The sequence below is a fragment of the Streptomyces sp. NPDC057287 genome (genome assembly GCF_042667905.1).
Classification (GTDB): domain Bacteria; phylum Actinomycetota; class Actinomycetes; order Streptomycetales; family Streptomycetaceae; genus Streptomyces.
In genome coordinates, this window is the sequence record NZ_JBHUYV010000024.1 from 1 (window position 1) to 22388 (window position 22388).

General features: G+C 66.8%; 14 protein-coding genes and 1 pseudogene. 3 read left to right on the forward strand and 12 right to left on the reverse strand.

The window, feature by feature from the left end; genetic code table 11:
• Positions 1 to 1070: 1070 nt before the first annotated feature.
• The 7 genes and pseudogenes from ACFUNE_RS33250 to ACFUNE_RS33280 form a co-directional block, all read right to left on the reverse strand.
• Positions 1071 to 1658 carry a hypothetical protein gene (locus ACFUNE_RS33250; RefSeq protein ID WP_383575750.1) on the reverse strand — a complete coding sequence of 196 codons (588 nt, stop codon included), beginning with the start codon at positions 1656 to 1658 and terminating at the stop codon, positions 1071 to 1073.
• Between the two features lie 349 nt (positions 1659 to 2007).
• On the reverse strand, positions 2008 to 2523 hold the full coding sequence (locus ACFUNE_RS33255) for a GNAT family N-acetyltransferase (RefSeq protein ID WP_383575753.1): 516 nt from the start codon (positions 2521 to 2523) through the stop codon (positions 2008 to 2010).
• 209 nt (positions 2524 to 2732) lie between these two features.
• The gene (locus tag ACFUNE_RS33260) at positions 2733 to 3353 is read right to left on the reverse strand and encodes a hypothetical protein (RefSeq protein ID WP_383575755.1); all 621 of its coding nucleotides are present in this window, start codon (positions 3351 to 3353) and stop codon (positions 2733 to 2735) included.
• Positions 3354 to 5294, reverse strand: a complete 1941-nt coding sequence (locus tag ACFUNE_RS33265; protein ID WP_383576017.1) for a DnaB-like helicase C-terminal domain-containing protein — start codon at positions 5292 to 5294, stop codon at positions 3354 to 3356.
• Positions 5295 to 5822: 528 nt separating this feature from the next.
• Positions 5823 to 6287 (reverse strand): annotated as a pseudogene (locus tag ACFUNE_RS33270) (type II toxin-antitoxin system prevent-host-death family antitoxin); the annotation flags it as partial.
• A gap of 377 nt (positions 6288 to 6664) precedes the next feature.
• A complete protein-coding gene (locus tag ACFUNE_RS33275) occupies positions 6665 to 7636 on the reverse strand; it encodes a hypothetical protein (RefSeq protein ID WP_383575758.1) in 972 nt (323 codons plus the stop codon).
• Between the two features lie 2 nt (positions 7637 to 7638).
• On the reverse strand, positions 7639 to 7902 hold the full coding sequence (locus ACFUNE_RS33280; RefSeq protein ID WP_383575760.1) for a hypothetical protein: 264 nt from the start codon (positions 7900 to 7902) through the stop codon (positions 7639 to 7641).
• Between the two features lie 367 nt (positions 7903 to 8269).
• On the opposite strand from ACFUNE_RS33280, the gene ACFUNE_RS33285 reads away from it, so the two are divergent.
• The gene (locus tag ACFUNE_RS33285; RefSeq protein WP_383575763.1) at positions 8270 to 9781 is read left to right on the forward strand and encodes a toll/interleukin-1 receptor domain-containing protein; all 1512 of its coding nucleotides are present in this window, start codon (positions 8270 to 8272) and stop codon (positions 9779 to 9781) included.
• A 754-nt stretch (positions 9782 to 10535) separates the two neighbouring features.
• Here ACFUNE_RS33285 and ACFUNE_RS33290 read toward each other — a convergent pair.
• The 5 genes from ACFUNE_RS33290 to ACFUNE_RS33310 form a co-directional block, all read right to left on the reverse strand.
• Positions 10536 to 12764 carry a hypothetical protein gene (locus tag ACFUNE_RS33290; RefSeq protein WP_383575766.1) on the reverse strand — a complete coding sequence of 743 codons (2229 nt, stop codon included), beginning with the start codon at positions 12762 to 12764 and terminating at the stop codon, positions 10536 to 10538.
• A 166-nt stretch (positions 12765 to 12930) separates the two neighbouring features.
• Positions 12931 to 14259, reverse strand: coding sequence for an AAA domain-containing protein (locus tag ACFUNE_RS33295; RefSeq protein ID WP_383575768.1), 1329 nt, complete (start codon positions 14257 to 14259; stop codon positions 12931 to 12933).
• Positions 14260 to 14291: 32 nt separating this feature from the next.
• The gene (locus ACFUNE_RS33300) at positions 14292 to 15782 is read right to left on the reverse strand and encodes a hypothetical protein (protein WP_383575770.1); all 1491 of its coding nucleotides are present in this window, start codon (positions 15780 to 15782) and stop codon (positions 14292 to 14294) included.
• Positions 15779 to 16924, reverse strand: a complete 1146-nt coding sequence (locus tag ACFUNE_RS33305; RefSeq protein WP_383575773.1) for a hypothetical protein — start codon at positions 16922 to 16924, stop codon at positions 15779 to 15781. The genes ACFUNE_RS33300 and ACFUNE_RS33305 overlap by 4 nt, the downstream gene beginning before the upstream one ends.
• Positions 16925 to 16974: 50 nt before the next feature.
• Positions 16975 to 17793: a hypothetical protein gene (locus ACFUNE_RS33310; RefSeq protein WP_383575775.1), complete on the reverse strand. Its 819-nt coding sequence runs from the start codon at positions 17791 to 17793 to the stop codon at positions 16975 to 16977.
• A 125-nt stretch (positions 17794 to 17918) separates the two neighbouring features.
• Here ACFUNE_RS33310 and ACFUNE_RS33315 point away from each other — a divergent pair, with 125 nt between their 5' ends.
• Complete coding sequence (locus ACFUNE_RS33315; RefSeq protein WP_383575778.1) at positions 17919 to 19160, forward strand: exonuclease SbcCD subunit D; 1242 nt, start codon at positions 17919 to 17921, stop codon at positions 19158 to 19160.
• Complete coding sequence (locus ACFUNE_RS33320) at positions 19157 to 22369, forward strand: AAA family ATPase (protein WP_383575781.1); 3213 nt, start codon at positions 19157 to 19159, stop codon at positions 22367 to 22369. The genes ACFUNE_RS33315 and ACFUNE_RS33320 overlap by 4 nt, the downstream gene beginning before the upstream one ends.
• The last annotated feature ends 19 nt before the right edge of the window (positions 22370 to 22388 follow it).

Consider the following 22388-nt stretch of genomic DNA (forward strand, 5'->3'; position numbering starts at 1 on the left):
CTCCTCCGGAGACATGACGCGCCGTCACTACGTGACGGAGAGTTGCCCGTCGCTCCGCGACGGTTTGTAACGCTGCTCCGCAGCGTTACAGGCTGGCAAAAGGAGTGAGGCCGGCCTCTGCGGGGCGTTACATTCCTTGAGGGTGGCTGCATCGGGCTTCTGGTGCTCCTTCTGTACCTCTGAACTGCCCTTTTTACCTCTCGTGACGCTCGACTGCTGGTACCAAGGTAGAGCTGAACCGGGTCGAAGCACCCTTCGGTGTGCCTCTGTATCTAATGTGTACCCATTAATGTAACGCTCTCTCGTCATACATAATTACGTAACGGTCACTCTTCGTGTTGTGGCTAGTGGTGTATACCTTCTAGAAAACTTTGCGCCCGAAATAGTGGCAGAAAAACATCCTAGAGGAATTCAAAGCTCGCGGTGCATATTCTCTCTGGCGGAGTGTTGGGTGTTCTGTACCGGTTCCCTCCAGGTGATGTTCTCTAAGGGGGTACATTGCCGTGTCACGAAGTGGGATATCAGGGACTCAATTCGAGATCTTTCTTTGCGCTTGGGTTTTTGGTCGGTTCTCGGGAACTCAACGAACACGTCACCACACCTGCAATACCGACGCCCAGGCAACGACTTTCAACCAACGCTTCCCCACAGACCATCACTCTGCGGAGCGGCATGCCTGTTTCACAGAGCGTGCAGGGGCTCATTCCTCCCCTGGCTCCGGCAGCGCAGCGTCCTCGGTGAACGAACGCCTGGGTCAGGCCGTCGAGTTTGCCGGGCAGGCACCTGCAGGGATGACACACGGCAGTGGCACCTGTTCCGGACCGCGGACCGGTGAGCGGCGCACAAGGCTCACCTTGCCGGCGGGCACAGGCCTTTCGAAGGCCTCCACCCGCTCCGGCTAGTCACCAATACGCAGGTTTCTACCGAAATAGCCCGCTAGCTATTTTGCTTAGCGGGGTAATTGGCTCCTGGCGGGCTGTTCGGGGCTCGAACGGAGAGCCGGACTGCGGAGGGAGCAGTGGCGGATGCTCCGAGACCGCACAGTCCAGTTGCGGCGTCATCCTGGCGCGTCACTCTCCCTCTTCTGCCCGGCGTACCTGTTCGTCTTGCCATCGCATCTGGTGGTCCGCGTTCGTCCACCTCTCCGCGGCGTCTGGTAGCGGTTCGCCACGGAGATTGGCACCGAGACAGGCCAAGGCGTCGTGGTGCGCTGCATACGCCACCACTCGCGAACTACCTAGACGCGTCTCGTACAGCAGCTGCGAGTCGTGGGCTCCCCAGAGGAGCAGATCCAGCGACGAGGTGAGGCGTTTGCGTAGGTCCTCACTGCTGAAGGCCATGACTGCGACTTCCGCCGCACCGAGCTTGGAGAGGAGGTAGTCGGGCCAGTGTTCGAATTCGTCGGGTGCCGGTCCCGTGCCGACTTCGCCTTTCCGATAGGTCTGGCGCACCTCTAGGAGGGCAGCGGTGATGGTCTCCGTGGCCACCTTCTCCTCAGCGCGTGTCCTCGCTTTCTTCGTATCGGACAGAACGCGCCAGGCGACCGTGGAGGTGAGACTGCCACCCAGCAGAGCGCCGACGCCGCCCAGGAGAGGTGCGAGCCAGACGGGGCTGGTGCTCGTACTGGTTTGCTGAGCGGCGGCAATGAGCCAATCCACTGGGGTCCTCCTCGTGCTGAGCGCGGCCAGTCCTCCGCGAGCGCTCAGGCTACGCCGATCGCTTGAACCCGCCACCGATCAGCAGCTGTTGGGGGCCCACATCAGGCCCAGCGCCCTCTCATCTATTGAGCTACCAGAGCACCCGCGAAGACGGCCACGGCGCCCAGGCTGGCTCGTAGATAGCGGCCGCGGTCACCGGGGCGGGGCGGGGCGGGTCGTCGCCGCGAGCTCGCGATCAGTATGGAGGCATGCCCCTGCGGCATGCCTCGTGAGCCTGGGTGGGGCCGTGACGTGCTGGGTTGGGCGCAGCCGGCGGGGCTGTTGATCAGGGCAGGGCCGTGCGGGGTGCTCAGGGTGACTCAGGGGCGGAGGCGGCAGTCTCCTTGGTCATCAGGATGTGTGTCGGGTGGGAGTTGGCTGCCTGCTCCCAGCCTTGGCACTCCCAGAATCCCAGGGCCTCCTCCCAGCCGTCGTCCTTCTTGAACACGTGCAGGTAGGCCCCGGAGCAGCCTTGTTGGGTCAGCTCCTGCATCACGTGCTCTTCGAGTCGGGCGCCGTAGCGGCGGCCGCCGCCGCGGTGGTGCTCGTCGATGATCAGGTACTCCAGGTAGACCGGCCATGTCCTGTCGTCGATCGTCTTCGGGACCCGCCGTCCCCGCTTCACAGTGGCCACCCCCAGCACCGCGCCGTCGGCCTCCAGTACCCACACACCGTGCGGGGCTCCGTCTCCATGCTCTTCCTGCTCCTTCAGGTCCCTTCGCCAGGAGTCCATGTTCTTCTCCTCCCACGTAGGGACCTGAGCGAGGAGCCTGAGCACATCCAGTACATCGGTCGAAGTAGCCGTTCGAAGCATGGGAGTTGGCATCTCGCCAGTATGAATGGCGGATGTGCCCTCGGACTCTTGAGCGGGGCAAGCCGATTCACTCTCGGTGCTCTCCGCCCCGTGGGCGTTCCGGAGCCGGCGGCAGTATCCGCTGGAACAGCACCTGGAGGTCTTCCGGCGCCAATCCGTTCGGTAGGCGCGGGAGTCGTCACCCCAGGCTGCCGCAAGATCACACCAAGTGAGGTGACGTCTTAGGCGCCGATGCCGATGTAGGAGACGTAGGTGTAGGCGCCCCAGTCGGAGTCGAGTTCGGCGATGACGTCGTCCCAGAGGTCTTCCAGGGTGTTGAGGTCGCTGGCGACGAGGGCGTCGACTGCGTCGTCCCAGATGTAGCGGACTTGCCGGTGTTGGATTCTCAGGTTGTCACGGCGGCGTGGCCCGTCGACGGTGGTCTGGTTGACGGGGTGGATCTCAATGCGGGTGCCACGGCCGTTGCGGTTGAGGTGTTGCTTGAGGGCGCCTGGGTTGGTGAGCACGTTGTGGGCTCGTAGGTTCCAGTAGGCGGTGTCGATCGCTTCGAGGTTGTCTGGGCGCGGGCGTTGGGTGCCGCGGGTCCAGGCACGGATCGTGGCGGGGGTGGCGTGGATGCCAGCGTCGGTTAGGGCTTGGGGTCCGCTTTTGGTGGTGGTGAGGTAGCGCATGCGGGCTTTCAGGCCTCGGCGGGTGTCGGCTGGGGATTTGATTCCGCCGTCGATGATCATGAGTTCGAGGGCGTCTTCGAGAGCGCGGGCGAGTGCGATTTTGCCGTGGACGTTTCCGGGGTCGCGGTCTGCGCCGTGGGTGCCGTAGTTCTTCCATCCGTCGGTTGACATTTATCGGGTGCTTTTCCTCGGCAGGGGGTACTGGTCTTTTTGTTTCATTTGAGTGGGTAGGCGGCCTTCGGTGAATACCGTACGCCAGTCGCCGGTCACGTGAAGTTCATCGGTGCCGCGGACGCGGACGACGGTTAGCCCATTGCTGTGGGCGCGGTGGGCTTTGTGCCAGAGGTTTGCGAATGCCTGGGAGCGGATGATGTGCATCCAGTCGGGTCGGCGGATGTCGCGGTTGATGCTTGATTCGCCGATGGTTGAGGTAAATTTTGAGTACATGGCTTTGATGTATTCGACGGTCACTGTGTCGTCGGCTTCGATGGCGTTTGTGCGGGCCTCGGTCAGGACCCGGCGGAATTTTTCCAGCAGGCCCTCGCTGGCGCCGGAGGTCCAGCGTTCGCTGATGTGCGGGGCTTCGCACAGGCCGAGTCGGGCGCAGCGGATCAGCAGGCGGATGGTGGCGTCGTCGAGGAGGACGGGGCCTTCTTCGCGGCGGTTGCCGATCGGGTCGGGCAGGTTGGGGTGGTGCCAGGTGGGGCGGGTGGGGAGGCGGTAGATGCCGGAGCGTTTGGGGTCGAAGCCGCCGTCGGGGTCGTGGGTCAGGGCGCCGATGGGCAGGTGAGTCTTGAAGGCGGAGAGGAAGCTGGCGTTGGTGTCGAGGGCGTCGACGGTGATCGGGGGGTGGGTGCCGTTGTGGAGGGCGTCCATGAGGTGGGTGTTGGTCCAGCTGTGGCGGCCTTCCCAGATTTCGTCGGCGCCATCTTTGGTTTTCTTGCGGAGGAATTCCAGGGTTTCCGGGTAAACGGTGTGCTCGTAGTTTCCGCCGACGCGGGTTGCTTCGAACAAGGACATTGCGTTCGGCACGGCCTTTTTCACTAGGGCTTCGGTTGCGGCTGTGACGTCACCGTCGTGGTCTTGGAGGGCTTCCTCGACGGCGCGGGTGATCATTTCGGTGTAGTAGCTGTAGTCCCGGCTTGCGTGCCCGCCCCCGGGCGGGCTGGTGCGGGTAGGCGGTTTCCCGGGGGCGGTGGCGGTATGGGCCGCCGGGGCGGGGTCTGGGAGGGGGCTGGTGGGGGCTTGAGCGGGCATTTGCGGGGCCTGTGCGGGGGTGTCGGGGTTTGCGGTCGTCGGGGTGGGGGGTGTCTGCGGTGCTGGGGGGCTGGCGTAGGGGTTGGCGGGGTCGGTGATGCGGGCGTGGGCGAGGTCGGCGTGGAGTGCGAGGGTGGCTTGTTGGCCTAGGTCGCGCTCGGTGATGGTGGCGTGGATCTGGTCGGTGTCGCGGGTGAGGGTGATGGTGATGTCGAGGCCGAGTGCGGCAAGTAGGTGTGGGTCGTCGGTGTCGACGGCTGCGAGGACGGGGAGCCCGTGGGTGCGGGCTAGGTGGGCGAGGGCTTGGGCGGCGTCGGTGATCTGGGCGGGGCCGGACAACGGCAGCCGGGGGTCCTCGGTGGTCTGCAGGCGGTCGACTACGACTAGGGCCAGACCTGGCAGGTCCGGGACGCTCTCGGCGATCGCGGAGGTGGTCAGGTCGGTGCCGTCGTCGATGTACAGCGGGGCTGAGGCCAGGAGGTGGTGGAGGGCACCGATGTCGTTCTGCTCGGTGGGGGTGAGGTGGCCGGCTCGCAGGCGGCGGTAGTCGACTGGGAGGTGCGCGGCAACGATCCGGGCGGCGATGTCGGCGCGGGTCAGTCCGGAGGCGGCGTACAGGACGGGCTGGTGTTGATCGAGGGCGCCGGTACGTGCGGCGGCGGTGGCGATCAGGCTGGATCCGGCTCCCGGGGCGGCGGCGACGAGGTAGAAGCGGCCGGGCTGCAGGCCGCCGAGGGCGTCGTCCAGGGCGCGGATGCCGGTCGACAGGCCCATCAGGGGGTTGGGTGTGGCGGTTTCATCGGTTGGGGTGGTGGCGGGGAGGACGGTGTCCAGGGCGTGGGCAAGTGCGGCCAAGCGTCGCGAGGTGCGCGGCGCAGTGGTCGGTGGGTTGGTGGGGGTTGCGGTCTCGTGGTTGACGCCGGTTGTCACGGCAGTGGCGGCTGGTGGGGCGGCGGGGGTTACTGGCAGGACGGGCGGTGGCGGGGTCGGGTGCTTGGAGGACGGACCGTTGGGTGTGGTGCCAAGTGCTGCGGGGAGGGGTGGGGTTGGAGCTGAGGCGGTCGGTGTGGTGCTGGTTGAGGCGGGGTCGGTGGGGGGGGTGGGTGTAACTGCTGGTGCTGGTTCGGGCTGCTGAGGTTCTGGCGACGTGGCAGTTGCAGCGGCCGATTCGGTGGTGGGGGCGGTTGTGGGTGCGGGGCCGGCTGTGGCGGGCACGGGGTCCTGGGCAGCTTCGGTTGTTGCTGCGGCCGGATCGGTGCCCTGGGCGGATTGCTTGCCTTCCGGAGGTGTGGCGGAGTCCGGGATCATCGCGGTGGCCGGAGGGGCGATGTCGGGCGTGGATGCGGGGGCGGCCGGAATGGGAGTGGCGTCCTCGGCAGCGGGGAGCAATACGGCGACGGGGGTGGAGTGACGGCGCAGGACCTGGGGGTGACCCTCGGCGGCGAGCTCGATCAAGTTGCCGAGCTTTTTGCGCGCGTCCGTGATGCTGTGCGCTGCAGCTTGGGTGAGGTCCCATCCCAGTCTGGCTGCCTGGGCGGGGGTGGTGAGCAGTGCGTGGTATGGACCGCGGGTCAGTGGCGTGGGTCTGCCCTCCGTGGCGGCACGGATCAGTTGTGGGAGCGCGCTGCGGGCTTCGTGCAGCGTCGCAGGGCCGGTGAGCGCATGGGCGTCTGAGCCAGGAGGGGTAATTGGTGCCTCTGAGGAGGCCGGGGGTGCGGCGATGGTTTCCGGCTCGGCCAACGGCCTGTCGGCTGTCATGGGTTCACCATCCTCGTGGTCCGTGTTTCCGGAGGCTGTCCCGGCCGCTGCAGACAGGAAGGGATGCGTCGGGTGCGTCGGGAAACGCATGGGCCAGGTGCCCGCCCAGCGTGGAACCGGATCAGTCGGCTCCGTGGGCGTTGCGGGCGTGGCATCGTGGGCGGAGTTGTCCGGCACGGCAGGGCCGGGGGCCGCCTCACCGGGGGTCTGGGACGAGTGCGAGGAAGACACCCAAGGCTCCAAAGCAGAGGTGGCAAGTAGGTAGTGAGGCGCGATCGAGGGTCGGCCTGGCGCAGCCGCCGCCAGGCGGAAAGCGGCCACGCCGTCAAAAATGTAACGCCTACAGACCACCTTAGCCGACGGTACATACTTTTGTAACGACAGAGCGGTTGTGTCGCGGAGCTCGCAGGCCGCACAGGACCTGTGTGCCGTCCCCCGGGGGTGCGACGTTGGGGCGGACGCCGCGGTCAGTTCGGGGTTCGAGAACTGTCAGGCGTGCCCCCGTCCCGCGGGGGCGACGCGCTCTCTACCAAGGCTTTCAGTCGGACACGGAAGGCGACCTGCTCGGCGGCCTGGCTCTGCCTTTCAGCCTCGTCGTCGCCTTCGGGCTCGTCGTCCTCGTACTGCTCGTACAGCCAGTCGTCCGCAGCGCGCTGGAATGCTTTCTCAGCCATCCGCTCCTCGTAGTCCTCGTACGTCTCGTCCGAATGGATCTGCCCGGCACGACGCTTGATCTCCTCGTCGCGTTCGCGGCGTTCGAGGTACTCCTGCACGGCCGGGTCGGCGTCTGCACACACGTACCCTCCCCCTCGAAAGGGCGGCTCGGGCGGACGCACGCGGTCCTCGACGCGGTCGAGGACCGCGTGCCACTGGGTGGTAGCCGCGACGCTCACATTGAAGACCTTCAGGAGCGCGGACAGCTGCTCGCGGCTGGGCAGGATCTTCCCGTTCAGGATCAGGTGGGCCGTCGAACGCGGCACACGGTGCCCGTCAGCCTGGGTCGCCTTCTCCATGGCGCTGTAAGAGGGCTGCCCGGCCCGCAGGCGCAGCCTGGTCAGCTCCCGGCTCAGCGAGGCCTGGGTGCGGATCTGACGGGTCCGCCGGCTCCGACCAGTCAGGTGGGGTCGGGCTTTCTCGATCGCGGCTTCCTTCCACAGGATCCGGGCTTTCGCTTCCCGCCACTGCGTGGAGTAGCTGCCGGGGTCGCCGGCAGCGCGGGCATAGGCGAGGACGGTCTCGAGCGGGGGCAGGTGGGTGCCGCGAGCGGCCTGGCTGAGGGTGGATGCTCCGCGGTAGCCGGGCGTGTTCGGTGAGCCGGTGCACTCTGACAGGGTGGCGTAGGTGGTGTGGGTCTTGTCCTTGAGCTGCCGCAGATATACGGCCAGGGCTCGCAGTCGGGGCCGGGCACCGGCGTGGACGGGTTCGGTGGGGCGGCCCATCGTCACCGGCCGCGGCGGCGGGAGGGCTTGACAGGGTCGCTGGAGCGGCGGCCTGTGATCAGGTCGGCCACGGCAGCGGCCACCACGACCAGCGCGGCCGGAACGGGCCGATTGCCAGCAGCCAGGGCAGCCGATGCCAGAACGACTACGACGATGACCACGACCTCCGGGATGCCCAGCCGACCCGGCTGGGTGCGAGTGGGAAGGTGGCCGGCGCAGAACGCTGGCTGCCCGGTGCTGGCGGCGGGCAGGGGAGGGACGGACATGAGCAGCTCCAGGAAGGGAAGAGTGAGACACCCAACCCGGGCGATTCGGGAAGGGATTGGTGCGGGGTCGTGTCCCGCCGTTGATGTCTCAAGGGTGCCCTCGCCGACGCTCTCGGGGCCAGTCTGCTCGGCACCTGCTCAGGCCGACGTGTTCATCGTCCCAAAACACGGATACCTCGTTCGTCCCTGCTCAGACCCCCTGGAAAATTGAGTTAACCCGAAACCGTCCAGGGCCTGCATCGCCCCGGGCGCGGCTGCCCAAGAGGCGCGTTCGCCTTCCCCTTGTGTGCGCCGCCGGACGGCGTCAGCGACGGGTCCTCTTCCCACACCACTCTCGTTGTCAGACCCCGGACTTATCATTCGACGCATGAGCGACGAAGCAGGCAAACACGTCTTCATCTCGTACGTCCACGAGGACTTTGATCAGGTGGACAGTCTCTGCACCGTGTTGGAGGCGGCTCAGATCCCGTACTGGCGCGACCGCAAGGACCTCGGACCGGGCGATGCGTGGAAAGCCAAGATTCGAACGGCGATCCGAGACGGATCGCTCGTCTTCCTGGCCTGCTTCTCGGATGGTTCCCGGGCCAAGGCCAAGTCCTACATGAACGAGGAACTGGCACTCGCTGTCGAAGAGTTTCGTCTCAGGGCGCCGGGGCGTGTCTGGCTGATCCCGGTGCGATTCGACGCGGGCGACGTGCCCGAATGGGACCTTGGGGCAGGGCGCATGCTCAGCGACCTCAACTACGCCGACCTGTTCGGGAAGGCGCACATGGCCCACGCGGCCAGTCTCGTCACCACGATCAATCGGCTGCTCGGTGAGAAGAGACCCGATCCGGCAACAGCCTTGGCCGCAGTCGAGCAGGCGACAGCCGCGGACCGGGTGGACCTTCTCAAGCGGCTCACCAAGGAGATGCTTCTCGAACCCTCACGTCGCATCGAGTTGGACGACCTAGTCTCGCAGGAGGCCCAGCGTGTGCTCGCGGTCCTAAAGGACAAGGACCGAGTGGCCAGGTCGCTGGACGGCACGAACGAAGAACAGATCGTTCAGATTGCCGAGGAGGCGCGAGACCTCTGGGCTCTCTCGGAGCCGTTCTGCGCGTCACTTCAGATCGCATCCCGCTGGGGAGCGCCCGAATCGCTGCGGCCATGGGCAAACGGCATGCGGGCGTTCGTCGGCGCGGCAGTCAAACCGGAGAGCGGGAAGGCTGCACTCATTGGACTCCGCCACCTGCCGGGCATGATCGGCATCATGACCGCCACGCTCGCGTGCGCATCGAGCGGCAACTGGGCCAACCTCAAAGCACTCGTTGTCGATCCGTCGGTCAGGGACAGGTACGAGCAGAAGCCGGCACCGATCATCGACGTCACGGATCCGCACAAGGCATTCGGCGACACCACGGACTGGGTTCCCAACGCTCTGGCACGCGCCACCATCGCGGAGCGAGACCTCCACGACTCGCTGAAGGACTTCACTGAACGCCATAACGGCAAATACCACACCCCGATTGCTGAGTGGGTGCACCACGTGCTTCGCCCGATCTTCTCGGACCAGTGGCCCGACGATGACACCTACAGCGCGGAATTCGACCGGGCTGAAGTGATGCTCGGGGTGATCGCACAGGACATGACGAATGTGCGTACGACCGCAAACCCGGAGGGACGATCATGGAGCCGCTCCCACTGGTACGGGCGCTCGACCTGGCGAACCCAGAGCCACGGCAACGCAGCGGCCGAGCTGGTACACGAATTCGAAAGTCAGGGTGCCCAGTGGGGCCCCCTCAAGGGTGGGTTGTTCGGCGGCGAGGTAAGCCGCGCCCATGCCGCGTTGAAGGCCTATCAGGAGACCTTCAATAAGCTCGTGGGACAGCGCATGTTCTAGAAAGATCGGCCAAGGATGGAGGGCGCGGGCAGCAGCACCCACCTGTAGTAGACAGCCGGATCAGTCCACCCGACAACTACAGATCACCGTCGGCCTGAGGGCCCTCGAAGTCGCCCCCCGAGCGGCATCTGCCGGTCTCCCAAGCCCCCTGGCATCTGTGCACCAGCCCGAGGTGGCGCCTGGGAGCCGGCTTACGACCGGCCTTGTTCACGAGAGGCGGTGCTGGCCCAGCTTCTGTGCCGTCAGCGACCACGCTGGGGGCCAGGTCGTGCAGTGGCCAGTGTTAGGCAGGTCAGAGCCGGGGAGCCGACTCTTGGGCACGCCCTCCCACTCGCACCACAGAAGCGGAGCCAGATCCCGAGAAATAGCAATGCGAGCGGTGCGTCGCTCGCCGTGCCCGCGGGGTGTCACTGCCCGGTGTGTGGCCAGGTGACGCTTCACGGACTGGGACCTCGTGGGGCGAAGCCTCAGCGCGGTGGGCGAGGATGGGCAAGACCGTGCTGTGGCACCTGCGACAGCACCTGGTCGGCACATCGCATCATGATCGTTCATGGTGTGGTGCGCGACCGCGGGTGAGGCCGCCAGCCTGGCGGCGTACCGACAAGGGGCTGAGCGGTCAGGCAGGGCATAGGGGAGGCTGTTGGCCTGTCCTCAAGTGGACTTGATCATTGATCAACCGCCCGCTGCGCCTCACGGAGCTGGCGTGGCACGATCGCTGGCGGCCACCAACAATGTAGGCCCGCAGCGCGGTGCTTCACACCAAGCGGATCTGTCCCAATAGGCGGCGGGTATCAGGAGATGTGTCCTCGAGGGTGTGACCGTGTTCGAGGCTTTTGAAGACCACGGCGCCCTTAGGGGCCCGGTCGGCGTGGAAGGTGGACCAGGTGCGACAGATCGGGCAGTCCCGGCCGATCAGGAACGGGCGCAGCAGGTGCAGTGCGCCATCGGTGTCACGAAGGTAAAGGCTGCCTGTTTCTAGGTCGTTGCTGGGTGAGGTCATCACGCGGGTCGGGACAACAGGGTGGTCTCCGGCTAGTTCCCGGTATTCCACGCGGGCGCTGCGGGCGAAGGTGTCCCAGCGAAGGTCGGTGATTTCAATCAGGGGTAGGTCGGCCAGGAAGCGGGCCCGTTCGACCAAGCAGGTCAGGTCGGCGAAGGCGATGTCGATCGCGTGGGGCAGGTCGATCGGGTCGACACGCCGCAGGTGGGCTTGGTCGTTGCGACGCTCGCTCAGGGCTTGGCGGGCCTTCTCGGCAACCACATGCGCCAGCAGGGTCCGGATGTCGTTGAGGGGGTGGGCTTCCGGGAGGTTGTTGAGTTGTCGGCTGGTCGCTGCCTCGTTGAGGACGTTGGCCCAGTCGCCGAAGCCGGGGCCGCTGCGCCCGCCAGCGAGCTTGTCCCGGATCGCTGTCACCGCACCCAGGGTGATCTGTCTCGCGTGGGTAAGGGCGAGGACGAGCTGGGCAACGTAGCACAGCAGCTGCTCGGCAGTGTCCAGGATCGCGGCGTAGGCGGCCTGGGCGTCGCCAGCACTGATGCGTGCCTCGGTCTCGCGCCAACGGTAGGCGATGGGATAGGGGAAGCGGGTGCGGACACTGTGGCCGAGGTCGTCGAGCAGCGAGGCTGCTTCAGCGCGCAGACGCAGCGCACGGCCGGAGTCGATGACGTGGGCGCGTGCCCGGGCTGCGGTCTTCTCCAGAAAAACGGTCTCGATCACCGAATCCGCTTGCTGTTCCCACTGTTTGAACTGTTGTTTGGCAGCCGTCAGTTCGTCGATAGCCTTGGTCAGCGCCTCATCGGGCTGCGGGACGGGCAGCACGGACAGCGCTTCCATGGTCGTGGCGGTGAGCCGTGGCCCGGCCAGAGTCAGAGCCAGCGGGGTACGCAGGAACAAGTTGATCAAGCGGGCCTGCGGCCGGGAGAGCGGCTTGATGGGTCTGAGGACCACCACTTGTTCGGAGGCGGCGGCGGGAAGGTCTTCTTCGGCGATCTCGGCGGTGAAAAAGCCGTGCGGGGGCACCGTAACCGGGGCGATCAGGCGGCGGATCAGTAGGTCCCCCGCAGTGAGTTGCCGATCTGGTGGGATAGATGCCCACAAAGTCTCCTCCGACGGCGGGGCGATCGTGCCGTCCCGGCCAATATCCGATGGCCGGATTATGCGCGTCCCGCCGGGATCCTTCTGTGACGTCAGGTGTTCCCTCTTCAGGACTGTTTCAGGGAAGGGGGCGCGGTGGAACGTGAAGAGATCGCTGAGGGCATCGACGGCGCCGAAGCCGGCAAGGTCTTCGCGGCGTTGGAGGATGTGCGGGTCGAAGCGATCGAAGTGCAAGCTCTCTTCCGGGCCGGGGTGCTCCCGCAGTACGTAGCCGTGTTCTCCCCTGCCGCCCTGACGGGCCAACAGCCGCTCGAAGTCCTTGACGACAGCTGCCTCATCGGGGCGAGGGCGCGGCACCTGGAACATTTTCAGTACCGGTTTGGTCTGCGTTCGCGCCCGCAGGAAGACCACCACCGATTCGCTACTCAGTGACAACTGCGTCAACGCGCCAAATACGTAGGTCACGAGCAGGGTGTCCCAGAGCTCGGCCACCTTCGTGCGCATCTCAGCCGCCCATGGCCGGCTAGAGTTCCACGCCTGCGCTGGCAGGAGCACCGCCATCACAGCGTCGGATGAAGCCGGGCGACACGAGATCATGACCTCGGCGTAGAAGGAGTCGGGGCTGGTTGCACGATGCCTGTCCAGGTTCTCCCTTCGCTCCCATGTTGGCACTAGGAACAACGGTCCATCGGCGAGAAGCCCTGCGGCCTGCTCGGCCAGTTGCTCCCACGATGACTCGTACACGCTCTGCCAGCCTTTCGGCGCGCTGAAGGTCAGCTCGGGGCCAAACGGTGCACTGCTCAGCACAGTCGGCGCACCCTGGGCAAGCCACTCAAAGCCGATGGCAACCAGCTGTTCACTCAACGGCGACAGCCGTACGGTCTCCACCTCGTTGCCCCCAATGCCTGACGTGCGCGCTCCTATTGGAGGGAAGCCTAGAGGTTCACCGATCATCGCCATCCCTTATCGGCTGCTTCGGCACTGGCGTGGGTGTTGGAGCACGCGCCTGCTGTGGCTGTGAGGGCGGCGCCATTGCGGGCGAGTGTTGTGCTGCTCATCCGCGTCGGTGACTGGGCTGCGTCTGGGCGTAGATGGTGTGCTGGGTCAGGTGGGCGAGGACGGCATGGTTGGCCTCCCAGCCGTCGGGGGCTTTGGAGGCGACTCCGGGGTGTACGGGGTCGTTGGAGGGGTGGGCGTCCAGGAGTTCGGCGATGCCGGCGCGGGCGACGAGGATGCAGGCGTGGCGGTGTCGTGTGGTGAGGACGCACAGGCGGCCGGCTTCGAGATGGAAGGCGGAGGCGTCGCTGCGGCCTGAGAGGGGGTGCAGGACGATGGTGACGCGAAATTCGGAGCCCTGGAGCCGGTTGGCGGTGTCGATGGTGACGCCGTGGAGGTGTGGGTACTGGCGGGCCAGGAGCGCACGGATGTGGTGGGCCTGGCTGTGGTGAGCGGTACCGATGGCGATGTCACCTGGTAGCAGGCGGTGGCCTTGGGGGGCTCCCTCGCACGTGGTGATGGTGCGGCGGATCAGCAGTCGCTCGGCGATGTCAAGGACAGTGTGGAAGGCTTCGACGTCGATCTGGTGGGTGATGCGGGCGGGTAGTTCAAGCAGTGCCCATCCGGTTCGGGCGGCGTTCTCGATGGCCGTATCGGCTGGGGTGCGCATGCCGGTGGCCATAAAGGTGAGGGTGCGGTCGGTTTCGCTACTTCCGGCGTGGAAGGGCGTGAAGGGGTAGAAGGCGCCGCTGATCAGGGGAACGGCTGAGGGCGGCAGTCGCCAGGACACCGGCAGGGAGTGGACGGGCAGGTCGCGGTTGTTGGCGAGCAGGACGGCGACTGCGCTGTTCATGGGGTCATGCGGCAGACCTGCGAAGCGATGGGTTTTGACCGTGGAAAAGGGGTGGAGTTGGCCGGGGTCTCCGACGAAGAGTGCCTGGTCGAAGATGCCAGCAGTCCACAGAAGCATGTCGGAGCGCATCTGGTAGGCCTCGTCGACGATCGCCCATGGCCATCGGCGATCGGTGACCGTGGCCCATTTCATGGCGGTTCCTACGATGACGTCGGCTGTCTTTTCGAGGTCTTCGATGCGGGTGCCGATACGGATGCCGGGTTGGGCCTGCAGGTCGGCCGGGACGGTGTGGTCGGTTGCGGTGAGTCGGGCGATTTTCAGGTGCGGGTGATGCTGGGCGAAGCGCCGCACGAGATGGTCAACCTGGCTGTTGGTCTGGGCGATGACGACGCAAGGGCCGCTGGAGTGCGCAAGGACGTCGGCGGCGTGGGCGACCAGTGTGGATTTTCCGGCGCCGGGTGGGGAGTCCACGACGAGTCCGCGGTGGGTGAGCGTGGGTAGTTGATCCAGGACGGCGCGGGCGGCCGTGTCCATGTGCTGTTGCGGCGATGGCCGGTGCGGGGGTGTCACTCTTCCTCCTCGTCCTCGTCGCTGTCGTCGGGGTGGTCGGGAGGTGGCCCGCCGTGGGTCCAGGGTGTCTGGTCTCGTGAGGGGAATTCCGGCATCCGGTAGTGGTCCGGTGCGATGGTGAAGACGAGGAAGGCGCCGAGGTCGGGCAGGACGGCGTGGTTGGGTCGGGCCACGGGGCCCATGCCTGCAGTGATTTCGAGTCCGACGAGGGTGGCGCCGTCGGCCGGAGTGACCTCGCAGATCTTGTAGCGGGCGTTGCGGTGGGTGTGGCAGGCCAGGAGCTGGCCGGGTTCCATGTGCACGGGGTCGGTGGTGGTCACGGTGAGCCGGGGTCGCCATTGTGCGCGTCCGGTGGGTCCGCGAAGGGTGTGTTCCGGGTCGATCGCGGTGACGGTTGCGCCGATGGCTTCGCCGGTGGTGCGCAGTTCCGCCCGTGCGAAGGGGTCGTCGGCGGCTCGTTCGGCGGCGAAGGCAGCGGCTCCGCGTTCCATGCGGGCCAGGTGGACGGCAGCGGCGACGGCTTGTTCGCGGGCGGGCCGGGGGCGTCCGTCCTGGGTCAGGTGGAGGCATTCGTCGGTGAACGCGGTGCGTTCGTGGTTCCAGCGGCGTGTGCTGCCCTTGGCTTCGGGGATGGCCTGCAGGAGTCCGTAGGCCTGCCACATCGAATCCCAGGTGGGTTGCAGGTAGGCGGTCAGCAGGCGGTCGAGTGTTTGCAGGGTGAGGGTCTGGTCCTGCCCGCGGTGCCGGGCGCGGACGTGGGCGTCGAACAGGGGTGCCAGCTGCTCGTTGTCGAAAGCGGCGTCGGTGGCTGGTCCCGCGGGCCGGTGGGTGGCCGGGTCTTCTGCTTGGTGTGCGGCGTCGCGTCCCGAGGCTGTGTGGCGGGGCGGGTCGATCCAGGCCAGCAGGGTGGCGAGGTCCTCGTCCTCCAGAGGGCTCTGGCCGGTGACCCAGTGCATGCCGAGGAAGCTGGTCATGGGGATGAGTGCGGATGAGCCGGAGAGGTCGGCGCGGTCGGTGAGGTAGGTGAGCCAGTGCCCCAGGCGCTGGACGGTCCGGGAGGCGGGATTTTGGTCGTCGACTCTGCGGAATCGCAGGTTGTCTCCGAGGTCTTTCAGGTGGTGCACGGTCTGGGGGTTGGGGACAAGGATCTGGGGGGCGTCGGTGCAGCGCTGGCGTGCTGGCTTGCTGGCGGTGGCGGGCAGGAGTTCGCGGTGCCGCTGGCAGGCGTCGATGTATGTGGTGACGGCGTCGGCCAGGGTGGTAAGCATGAGGGCGGTGCTTCCTGAGGGCGGCGCGACCAGGAGCTGGGGGCGATACGGGTCGGTGCCCAGCATGACGGCCAGCGGTCGTGCGGCGGGGCCGGTTCGCTTCAGCGCCAGCAGCATCAGCGGCTGGTCACTGAGGTGGAGGTGGCGCAGGTGGCTGGTGCGCAGGGCGTTGCCGGTGTCGGCGGCACGCATCCGTAGGAGTGAGGTGAGCAGGCTCATGCGATGTCTGTCTGGAGGTCTTCGTGGATGCGTTGTGCGTGGCGTAGGGCTTGGGTGATGTCCCTCTGGTCCCGTGCCGGGTGCAGTCGTCCGTCGGTGAGGGCCAGGGCTGTGGAGATGGTGTCGATTCCTGCCAGGTCGTCGCGGACTGTGGTGCCCAGGGCCTCGGTTTTTCTCTGGTTGCGCGCTTCGTTGCGGCAGTGGAAGGTCAGGTCGCAGTGGCGGCGGCAGCCGGGGGTGTAGCGGGCCCGCACGGTGGCGAGTGCGGAGAGGAGTTCGCCGCGGGGCCGGGCCGGCTTCTCGTCGGGGCCGGGGGCCAGGTCGAAGGTGGTTCCGGGGGGAAGCTTGTCCAGCAGGTCGGGCAAGCGCCGGAGTCTGGCGAGGTGGCGGCTCAAGGACTTGATCTGCTGGTAGGCGTTGTGGGGCGTGGCGGTGGGGTGGAGGGAGAAGTTGCGCGGGTTGACCAGGATCACGGTGTCGGAGACGCGGTCCCCTGGGAGGCCGTCGTCGGCGAGGAGTTCGCGCAGGGCCAGGATGTAGGCCGCTGCCTGGGTCAGCGCCGCGGTGACCTTGGTGGGGTCGGGCTGTCCGTGGATGGCGGGGAAGGATTTGATCTCGACGATGTGGAAGGCGCCGTCATGCTGGAAGGCGATGACGTCGGGCTCGAGGTAGGCCTGATGGCCGGCGACGGTCAGGCGCAGTACGGGGTGGTCGAGCAGGGTGCGGTGGTCGTTTGACCTGTGGTGTGCTGCGCTGAGGATGCGAGAGCGGGTGCGGGAGTGGCGTAGCTGCAGGCGCGACTTGTCGTCATCGCTGCCGACACTGTTGACGTCCTCGTAGGACACCTCGGGCAGCGTCAGGCCCAGGGCTTGGCGCAGCAGCGGCAGCAGTGGTGCTCCGGCTTGGGCGGTGACCTTGTGTTCGAAGGCGAGGCCGTAGTCGAGGGCGAGCTGGGATTTCCTCAGCGGCTGCGGCAGGTCCAGATGGGCGGCGAGGGCGGCTTTGTCGATGCCGGCGGCGTCTATCAGGGAGCGGCGGTCGCAGCTCGGGTTGGCGGTCAGTGCTGCCAGGGTTCGTGCATTGTGCGGAATGGGCGGCGCGGATCCGCGTAAAACGCCCAGTCGTGTGTCGATCGAGCTCACTGTTTTCCTTGGAGAGACAGGGCACGGCCGTGCAGGTAGCGGAGTCGGGTTTACGAAGTGCGGCGCAGGCGGACGGTGTTGCGCAGAATGTTGCCGAAGATCTGTTCTGCGTCGCCGAGTTGTTGGCGTGCGCGCCGCGCCGCTTCGGCGCGGGTGTCGGCGTCGTCGTCGGCGTGGATCTCCAGTTCTGCAGCGGCGGCGCGGCGCAGCGCGGGCAGGTCGAGGAGGCCTCGGGTGGTGTCGCCGTGGATGTTGCGGCTGTAGTGCAGCAGGAGCTTCTGGACGAGTGGCGGCAACTCGGTTTCGCCGGCGAACTGTTCGGCGGCGTCCGCGAGGCGCAGGGCCGAAGTGAGGAAGTGGACGCGTTGGGTGAGCGGTCCCACTACGCGCTGCTCCAGCGGCCAGGTGCTCAGGGCGAGCAGCGCGCGGGCCGGTGAGAGCAGGTCGGAGGTCAGTGCGGGGCAGATGTAGTAGGCGCGACCGTAGGGGGCGGAGCGGAAGGAGCGTTCCTCGTCGCGGCGCAGGGTGGTCAGGCGTGCTGTGTTCAGGGGGCCTGAGAAGAACGCCTGGTGGACCTGGCTGAGCAGTTTGGGCGAGGCGGGGGTGGTGAGGAGGGTCAGCGCCTGGTGGACCCGGTCGCGTACGGGCAGATCGCCGTAGCTGGGCTCGGCGGGTGCCGGGGCGTTGTCCGGGCGGGCTGTTTCCGGGCCGTCGCTGATCCCGCACAGAACGTTCCAGGCGCGTTGGGTGCGCGTCAACTCTTCGCCCAGGAGATTCACTTGGGCGGTGTCGTGTTCTGTGAGCGCCTGCCGGATCGCTTCCTGCAGGTGTTGCATGCGTTTTTCGAGAGCGACCAGATGCTCATCCATCCCCGCATGCTAACAGTTGCTCATGATGCCCAGTTTTTCTCCTGTGATTTTGGTGTAACGTCCCGGGCTCGTAAGGCACCACCGGTGCCCTCCTACGCCTCGCCTCCAGAAGGGCGCACGAAGGCATGAGCAGACTGCTCCACACTTCCGACTGGCATTTGGGTCACACCTTGTACGGGCATCCACGCGAAGAGGACTTCGACGCTGTCTTAGCCGAAATCGTGGCCATCGCCCAGGAGAGCCGACCGGACCTGATCGTCCACAGCGGCGATCTGTTCCACTCCTCCCGTCCCACGGTCCGGGACCTGATGCGCGCCATGCACAGCCTTGGCGAACTCGCCGCCGTCGCCCCCACCGTGGTCGTGGCCGGCAACCACGACTCCCCCGCGTACTTCGAGTTCCTCAACTACATGAGCGGCCCGGCCTGGGGCCGTGGCCTGTCCTTCATCCACCGGCTCCGCCCGGGACACGACGGTGGCATCCTCACGTTCGACGCCTGCGGCGGTGAGCAGCGGATCCGGCTGGCGGCCATCCCGTTCGTGCATCCGAACCGGTTCTGGCAGCGCTCTGCACCGGGCGCCTCGTACGCCGACTACGCCGAGGGGATTCGCGAGGTGCAAGCGGAGCTGGTGGAGGCCCTGCACGAGGGGTACGACCCCGGCCGGGACATCCTGCTCTTTGCGGCCCATGTGCTGGTCGCGGGTGTACGGAGTTCCCCGAGCGAACGGGTCGTGGACGAGGCCTTCGAGACCGATCCCGGGGACATTCCGGTGGTGTCGTACGCCGCTCTCGGGCACATCCATCGTCCGCAATCCGTAGAGGGGCTCAAGTTCGCGGCCCGCTACGCGGGCAGTCCGCTCCCCATGGACTTCGGCGAAGCCGGCGAATCCAAGAGTGTGGTGATCGTCGACGCCGACCCGGGGCGGCCGGTCCGGGCCCTGCCCCGACGTCTCACCAGCGGCCGGCGGCTGGCCAACTTCACCGGGACCCTCGATGAACTGGAGGCTGCGGCAGATCAGTACGACGGGGCCTTCCTCAAGGCGGTGATCACGGGCGAGGAGTCTGATGTGCTCCTTGGCCGAAGAATCGCCGAGATCGTCCCCCTCGCGATCCTCATCAACCCGGCACCGGCGCGGGTAGCGGCCGACGGCGCTGTCCTGGACACCGATCTTGGCGACGAGCCGAATCTCCCCGACTCTTTCCGCGCCTACCTGGCGCAAGAGGGACTGAGCAGCGCTGCCGCGGAGACCACCGTCACCGCGTTCATCCACCTGCTCAATGAACTCGACGACGAGACGCCGCCGCCGGTCCCCGCCGAGGAGCTGCTGCGCACCGCACTGGAGACGACCTGGACGGAGGCACTGTGAAACCTTTGCGACTCACCCTCACCGGGGTGCGCAGCTACCCCGGTACCTGCACCATCGACTTCACCGACAGGCGCCTGTTCGCCATCCTGGGCCCCACCGGAGTGGGGAAGTCCTCCCTCCTCGAGGCGATCATCTTCGCCCTGTACGGCGAATGCTCGTGGTCGAAGAACGGCAAGGACGTCCGCGAGCTGATCAGCAAGGGCTGCCCCAGCATGCACGTGGCGTTCGAGTTCTCGGCGAACGGTCGTGCGTGGAGTGTGCGCCGCACCCTGTACGCGGACAGCAAGACGAGGCCGCGGGCTGTGCTCGATCCCTTGGCCGATGATGCCGCCGACACGCGGGTCGACCACAAGGACGCGGTAACGAAGGCGGTTACCCAGATCATCGGGCTGGACTGGGACGGCTTCGTCAGCACGGTGCTGCTGCGCCAGGGAAAGTTCGACACCCTCCTTAAGGCCCCGAGCGCCATCCGTGCCGACATCCTGCGGCACATCTTCGGCATCAATGAACTCGAGCGTGTACGCAAGTTGGCCAGCACACGGCTGGAACGCCTCAACGCGCAGATCACCGATGCCACCAGGGCCCGTCATCGCCTCCTGGACGATCCCCGTGCTGCCGCATCCCAGGCGGTAGCGGACATGGAGCACTTCCGCGGCATCGCAGCCCGCCGGCGTGAACGGCTGGACGAATTGCGCGCGGCCCAGAACCGGGCCATCGAGCACACGCATCGCAAGGCCGCTGTGGACAAGACGGCACGGATGCTGCGTGAGCGCGCCGTGCCGGATGCAAGCATCACGTTGACCGCGCTGGCCCGCACGAAGGGAGAACTCGATGCCGAGGCAGCAGCCCATGAGACGACCACACGTAGCCTTAGCCTGAAACTGAATACGGCGCAGACCGCACTGGACGTGGCCGCTCAGGACGGTGGCACGGTCCGATCCCTGTCCAGTGCGTTCACGGTCCTGGCCCGCCTGCCGGACCGTGCAGTTGGACTGGGCGCCATGGTGCAGCGGCTGGAGCAGGAGCAGCTTCAGCACAACGAGCATGAGCAGCAGCACCTAGAGGCTCGGCAGGAGCTGACAGAGCGCGAGCAGGGCAAGGCAGCTCTCGTCGAGGCGGCCGAACGGGCCGAGCGCACCGTGACCGAGGCGCGCACGCACACCGACCAGGTCCAGGAGGCCGTCCGGGCTGCGCTGCAGGAAGCCAACGCCGCGGCCGGGCATCTGCAGTCGCAGCGCACGGCGCTTGAGACAGTTCAGGAGCAGCGCGGCGCCAGCGCCGGCCTGGAGGACAAGCTGGATGCGCTGCGCGACGCCGTGGAAGAAGCCCAAGACGCCCTCGCTGCGCTGCAGCATGGTGACGCGGCCCACGCGGCAGGTTCTCATCTGGTGCCAGGGGATCTCTGCACGGTCTGTACCCAGCCTGTGCCGAGCGGCTTCACTCCTCCGTCACCGCTGGACAGCAAGGCGCTTGGCCGGGCGCAACGTGAGGTCCCCAAGCGCACGAGGGCCGTCGGCAAGGCGGTGGAGGCCAGAGCGGAAGCAGCCGCGCAGCTGAAAGAGTCCGAGCGGACGGCCGAAAAGCACCGGCGCGCGCACCTGGCCGCCGGCGAGCGCACAGCTGCGGCGCTGCTCCAGGTACAGGAGCTGGTAGACGCGGCCCGGTCGACCTGCGCTCCTGCGACGGCCACCGCGCTGGGCAGCCTGACCGGGCGGGCGACCACACAAGCGCGCGCCCTCGCTGAGGGCGAACCAACAGGCCGGGCCCAGATCACCCGTGCGGTCAAGGCACTCGTCCAGCCGCTGCGTGACGCGGAAGACGAAGCCCTCGCGGGCCACACACGCGCCCGGGAAGAACTGGCGGCGGCGCAGGCCGAGAACGAAGCATCAGGGGCCGACCTCAAGCGCCAGCGCAGCCGCTTGCATCGTGACCGTAAACGGCTGGACAAGGTCCAGCTGCAGCACGACACCGAGCTGCAAGCCCTCTTGGCGGAGGTCGCCGAACTCCCGGCCTCTATCCGCCCCGCCCAGGCCTCCGAGCAGAAGCTCCCCTCCTCGCAGGACATCGCCTCCGCGCAGGAATCGGCCGGCCAGCTGCTCGCCCGGCTCGAGCAGACAGCACAGGACCGCGACGAAACCAGGCAGGCCCTTACTTTGCACGCCGAGAGCGGGCAGGCGCTGGATGCACGCCGCCGGCGCAAAGTCGATGCCCCCGCACGCAATCTCATGAAGCAACTGGAGCGCTGGGCAGACGCGGCCACCGATACCGCAAACCTTCTCGGCGACAATGCGTCCACCGAGCTGCCGCCTACCCCGGACGGAGCCGACCTGGCCGTCGTCGACGCCTACGGTCTGGCCCTCGCCTCGCTGGATCAACGACTGGCCGGCGCACTCGGGCAGAGCGCACAGCAGGCTGTCGACGAGATCCGCGCATTCGAGAAGGAGCTCACCCGCCAAGCAGGAGCCGTCGCCGATGCAATCGACGACAGTCCTGGTTTTCCGGTGCCGCCGCAGAGCGATCTGCTCGCCCCCGGTGTTCTCGACCCGCTCAGTCGCATGACAATCCAAGCGGAAGCCGCGCACGACAAGGCCAAGGACGACCTGCGCACCGCGCGGTCCCAAATCCCCTACGCCAGCGCGCTGGACATCGCCCTCGAAGCTGGAGAACAGCAGGCCGCGGTGTGGAAGAGCATGAGCGATCAGCTCACCGACGCAAGGTTCCTGGCCTATCTCACCAAGCGGCGCACCCGATCACTCCTCAGCCGCGGCAGCAGGATCCTCCAGCAAATCTCCAAGGGCAATTATGCGTTCACCGAGGACTTCCAGATCATGGACCTCGCCACGAACCTCGCACGTGACCCGAAGACCCTCTCCGGCGGGGAGACCTTCCAGACCTCGCTCGCACTGGCGCTGGCGCTCGTGGAACTCCACAGCCGCAGCGACAGCAAGCTGGAGAGTCTGTTCCTGGACGAAGGGTTCGGCTCGCTGGACTCCGACCGCTTGGACGCCACCCTTGCCGTCCTGAGCAGCAGCGTGACCCGGGACAAGACAGTCGCAGTCATCAGCCACCTGCATCCGGTGGCCGAGGCCGTCGACGATGTGCTGTTCGTCGAGAAGACCGCCCGGGGGTCCACGGCTGCCTGGCTCATGCCGCAACAACGCGACTCGCTCATCCGCGACGGGATCCGGCAGCTGCTGGAACACACCTGACAGGACCGGGCCGGCCAAC